The organism is Mycobacterium sp. E342, assembly GCF_001667665.1.
Taxonomy (GTDB): Bacteria; Actinomycetota; Actinomycetes; order Mycobacteriales; family Mycobacteriaceae; genus Mycobacterium.
Map to the genome: position 1 here is coordinate 1 of NZ_LZJM01000082.1, position 5,102 is coordinate 5,102.

Here is a 5,102-nt window from a genome sequence, read left to right on the forward strand (position 1 = left end):
GCGGTGGCCGTCGCCCTGCTCGACGCCTGCGTCGCCACGGTGGGGGGCGCGGCGATGTTGCACAGCTGCGCCGCGGAATTGCCGTGGAAGATGTTGCAGGGCAGCCAAATCGGTGCGGTGTCGGTGGACGCGAGCACCCTGGTGGCGGCCGATCTCGACGGTATGGCCGGGTTCATCGAATCGGGCCGCACGATCGTGCTGGGGGTGGTGCCCAGCAGCGCTCCGGAGCGGCGGCCGTCGGCCGAAGAGGTGGCGGCCGCCCTGGTAGGGGTGACCGATCGCCTTGGCTTCGGGCGCTCGGCGCTGCGCGACCGCATCGGCGTCACCCCGGCGTGTGGCCTGGCCGGCGCGACGCCGGAATGGGCCCGCCTGGCGATCGGGCTGGCCCGTAAGGCGGCCGAAACGTTCGCCGCGGACCCCGACGCCATCCAATAGGCAACCAAAATGGTTGCGTTTCGTCGCCGGGGTGGCGGACTCGGTGCGCCGATCTTCGATGCGCTCGGAGACCCGAACCGGCTGCGCATCATCGTGCGGCTCTGCGATCGCGGACCAAGCTCGACATCGCAGCTCACCAGCGTCATCCCGGTCACGCGGCGGGCGGCCAGCAAGCACCTGCAGCTGATGGAATCGGCCGGACTGGTGACCAGCAGCCGGGCACTGCACTGTCGCGCTGGTGGGACGCGGCCGGGGATCGGCTGCGGGCATACGAGGAGGACTGAGTCGGCGCTGTCAGCGACCTCGGATAGCCTGCGAGGGTGAGCTCAGCAGAGGCTGATTCGGTGTCGCCCGAGGTGCGGCGGCAGTGGCAGGAACTGGCCGGTGAAGTCCGCGAACACCAGTTCCGCTACTACATCAAGGACGCACCGATCGTCTCCGACGCCGAATTCGACAGGATGTTCAACGAGCTTGTCGCGCTCGAGGATCGGTATCCGGAGCTGCGTGTCCCCGATTCCCCGACCCAGTTGGTCGGGGGCGCCGGCTTCGCGACCGACTTCACCGAGGCCGAGCACCTGGAGCGGATGCTGAGCCTCGACGACGTCTTCGACCGCGACGAGCTGGTCGCCTGGAGCAATCGCGTCGAGACCGAGATCGGCCGCGATCCCCACTACTTGTGTGAACTCAAGATCGACGGGGTGGCGTTGTCGCTGGTGTACCGCGACGGCCGGCTGGAACGCGCCGCCACGCGCGGCGACGGCCGAGTCGGCGAGGACGTGACGCTCAACGCGCGCACTATCGACGATGTGCCCGAACGGCTCACCGCCACTGCGGATCTGCCGATTCCCGCCGTGCTGGAGGTGCGTGGCGAGGTCTTCTTCATGCTCGCCGATTTCGAGGCGCTCAACGCCAGCCTGGTCGAGGACGGCAAAGCGCCCTTCGCCAATCCGCGTAACAGCGCGGCCGGTTCGCTGCGCCAGAAGAACCCGGCGGTCACCGCCCGGCGCAAGCTGCGGATGATCTGCCACGGCATCGGCCGCACCGACGGGTTCGCGCCCAAGACGCTGCACGAGGCCTACACGGTCCTGAAGGCCTGGGGTCTGCCGGTGGCCGAACAGACCACGCGCGTGCAGGGCCTTGCCGCCGTAGAGGACCGGATCGGCTACTGGGGTGAGCACCGCTACGAAATCGATCACGAAATCGACGGCGTCGTAGTCAAAGTCGACGACTTCGCGCTGCAGCGCCGGCTGGGGACGACGTCGCGGGCGCCGCGCTGGGCGGTCGCGTACAAGTACCCGCCCCAGGAAGCGCAGACCAAATTGCTCGACATCCGGGTCAACGTCGGGCGCACCGGGCGCGTCACGCCGTTCGCCTTCATGACGCCGGTGAAGGTTGCGGGGTCGACCGTGGGGCTGGCCACGCTGCACAACGCCAGCGAGGTCAAGCGCAAGGGCGTGCTGATCGGCGACACGGTGATGATCCGCAAGGCCGGCGACGTGATCCCCGAGGTGCTGGGTCCCGTCGTCGACCTCAGGGACGGGTCCGAACGCGAATTCGTCATGCCCACAACGTGTCCCGAATGCGGCACCCCGCTGGCCCCCGCCAAGGAGGGCGACGCCGACATCCGCTGTCCCAATGCCCGGTCCTGCCCGGCGCAGCTGAGGGAGCGCGTCTTTCACGTCGCCGGGCGCGGGGCGCTCGACATCGAGGGGCTGGGTTACGAGGCGGCCACCGCACTGCTGAAGGCGGGGGTGATCGCCGACGAGGGCGACCTGTTCACCCTCACCGAGGACGACCTGCTGCGCACCGAGCTTTTCCGAACCAAGGCGGGCGCGTTGTCCGCCAACGGCAGGCGGCTGCTCGACAACCTGGACAAGGCCAAGACGGTGGCGCTGTGGCGCGTCCTGGTGGCGCTGTCGATCCGGCATGTCGGACCGACCGCCGCGCGCGCCCTGGCCACCGAATTCGGCAGCCTCGACGCGATCATGTCGGCATCGACCGAGCAGCTCGCCGCGGTCGAAGGCGTCGGGCCGACGATCGCCGCCGCGCTCACCGAGTGGTTCACCGTCGACTGGCACCGCGCGATCGTCGACAAATGGCGGGCCGCAGGGGTGCGGATGGCCGACGAGCGCGACGCCAGCGTGGCCCGCACGCTGGAAGGGCTCACCGTTGTCGTCACCGGTTCGCTGGCGGGCTTTTCGCGCGACGATGCCAAGGAGGCGATCATCGCGCGCGGCGGCAAGGCCGCCGGTTCGGTGTCGAAGAAGACCGACTACGTCGTCGCCGGCGATGCGCCGGGTTCCAAGTACGACAAGGCCGTCGAGCTCGGCGTCCCGGTCCTCGACGAGGACGGTTTCCGGAAACTGTTGGCCGAGGGGCCGCCGGACGCTCCGGCGGACTAGGCGATCACGACCTCACCCGAAATTTGGGCCGCACCGCCCAAGCGGCTCTATCGTGGGCGCTATGACCCAGATGGCGGACCCGTGCGCACCGGCATCACCGTGGTCGCCGCGGGAGGCCGAAATTCTGGCGGTGACCCTGCGCCTGCTGCAGGAACACGGCTATGACCAGCTGACCGTGGACGCCGTCGCCGCTGCCGCCCGCGCCAGCAAGGCCACGGTGTATCGGCGCTGGCCCTCCAAGGCCGAGCTGGTGTTGGCCGCCTTCATCGAGGGCGTCCGCCAGGTCTCGGTGCCGCCGAACACGGGTACGTTGCGCGGCGATCTGCTGCGACTGGGGGAGACGATCTGCCAGGAGGGCGGCCGGCACGCGAGCACGATCCGCGCGGTGATGGTCGAGGTGTCGCGCCACCCCGCGCTCAACGAGGCCATGCAGCATCAGTTTCTCGACCAGCGCAAGGCGTTGATCCAGCACGTCTTGAACCAGGCGGTGGACCGCGGCGAGATTCACCCGGACGCCATCACCGACGAACTCTGGGACCTGCTGCCCGGCTACCTGATCTTCCGGTCCATCATTCCGGACCGGCCGCCCACCCGTCGCACCGTGCAGGCGCTGGTCGACGGTTTTCTCATCCCGGGTCTGACCAGAACCGTCCGGTAACGGCGCGGCCACCGGCGGGCCGGCCTTCTTTCGTCGAATGTGTACGCGCGCGTCTCTTGTACAGTACGGTCCCGTACCGTACTGTCGTAGCTGTCGATCAGGCCCGGCCCGTCGGCACCCGCCCCCGCCAAGAGGGTGGTCGTGTCGCCCGATGATCGAAAGGTGAACGGGTGAAGGGGATTTCGGTGGCATCGCTTGTCAAGCGAGGGTGGATGGTGCTGGTCGCGGTGCTGGTCATCACGCTTGCCGGATTCGCCATCTATCGCCTGCACGGAATCTTCGGTTCGAACAGCAACACGTCGGCCAACAGCGGCCTTTCGAACGAGATCGTCCCCTTCAATCCCAAGCGGGTGGTGCTCGAGGTGTTCGGCGTGCCGGGCGCGACCGCGACCATCAACTACCTTGATGTCAACGCCCAGCCCCAACAAGTCAAGGACGCCCCGCTGCCGTGGTCGTTCACAATCACCACGACCGAGCCCGCGGTGCTCGGTAACGTCGTCGCGCAGGGCAACGGGGACACCCTCGGCTGCCGCATCACCGTCAACGGCGAAGTGAAAGACCAACGCACCGTTAACAAAGTCGACGCCTACACCTACTGTCTGGACAAATCCGGATGAGCAACCACGAACAGCCGCGGGCCGTCGTCCCGCGCACCATCCGCCGGCTCGCCCTGCCGATCCTGCTCTTCTGGCTGGGCCTGGCCGCGCTCACGAACATCGCGGTGCCGCAGCTGGAAGACGTCGGGAAAACCCACAACGTTGCGCTGAACTCGCCCGACGCCCCGTCGCTGAAGGCGATCAAGCGAATCGGCGAGAAGTTCCACGAGTTCGACACCGACAGCTCGGCCATGATCGTGTTGGAAGGGGACAAGCCGCTCGGCGCGGACGCACATCGCTTCTACGACGAGATGGTTCGCAGGCTCGAGCAGGACAAGAAGCACGTCGAGCACGTTCAAGACTTCTGGGGTGACACCCTGACGGCGGCGGGATCCCAGAGCAGCGACGGCAAGGCCGCCTACGTCCAGCTCTTCCTCGCCGGTAACCAGGGTTCGGCCTTGGCCAACGAGGGCGTCGGCGCCGTGCGCGACATCGTCGAGCACTTGAAGCCGCCGACGGGCGTCAGGGCCTACGTGACCGGTGCGGCGCCATTGATCTCCGATCAGTTCGACGTCGGCAGTAAGGGGACCGCGAAGGTCACCACGATCACCGTCGGCGTGATCGCCCTGATGCTGTTCTTCGTCTACCGCTCGGTGCTCACCACGCTGCTGGTCCTAGCCACGGTCCTGATCGAGATGTCGGCCGCGCGCGGCCTTGTCGCGTTTCTTGGAAACGCCGGCGTCATCGGGTTGTCGACCTACGCGACGAACCTGTTGACGCTGTTGGTGATTGCCGCGGGAACGGACTACGCGATATTTTTCGTGGGCCGCTACCAGGAGGCCCGCGGAACCGGCGAGGATCGCGAAAGAGCTTTCTACACGATGTATCACGGCACGACGCACATCGTGCTGGGTTCGGGGCTCACCGTTGCCGGCGCCGTGGCCTGCCTCAGCTTTACCCGGCTGCCGTACTTCCAGAGTCTGGGCATTCCAGCCGCGTTGGGCATCCTCG

Annotated in this window: 4 protein-coding genes and 2 pseudogenes; all 6 read left to right on the forward strand. The window is 67.6% G+C overall.

Annotated elements, in window-relative coordinates; genetic code table 11:
• Positions 1 to 435 (forward strand): annotated as a pseudogene (locus A5692_RS05360) (methionine synthase); the annotation flags it as partial.
• A gap of 9 nt (positions 436 to 444) precedes the next feature.
• Positions 445 to 719 (forward strand): annotated as a pseudogene (locus tag A5692_RS28025) (ArsR/SmtB family transcription factor).
• A gap of 36 nt (positions 720 to 755) precedes the next feature.
• On the forward strand, positions 756 to 2,837 hold the full coding sequence (gene ligA / locus A5692_RS05365) for an NAD-dependent DNA ligase LigA (RefSeq protein WP_068052998.1): 2,082 nt from the start codon (positions 756 to 758) through the stop codon (positions 2,835 to 2,837).
• A 49-nt stretch (positions 2,838 to 2,886) separates the two neighbouring features.
• Positions 2,887 to 3,495 (forward strand): TetR/AcrR family transcriptional regulator, encoded by a 609-nt coding sequence (locus tag A5692_RS05370; RefSeq protein ID WP_156765936.1) that lies wholly within the window; start codon positions 2,887 to 2,889, stop codon positions 3,493 to 3,495.
• A gap of 170 nt (positions 3,496 to 3,665) precedes the next feature.
• Positions 3,666 to 4,112 (forward strand): MmpS family transport accessory protein, encoded by a 447-nt coding sequence (locus A5692_RS05375; RefSeq protein ID WP_197514364.1) that lies wholly within the window; start codon positions 3,666 to 3,668, stop codon positions 4,110 to 4,112.
• The coding region (locus tag A5692_RS05380; RefSeq protein ID WP_156765935.1) for an MMPL family transporter at positions 4,109 to 5,102 on the forward strand (994 nt) is incomplete at its 3' end. The genes A5692_RS05375 and A5692_RS05380, both read left to right, overlap by 4 nt.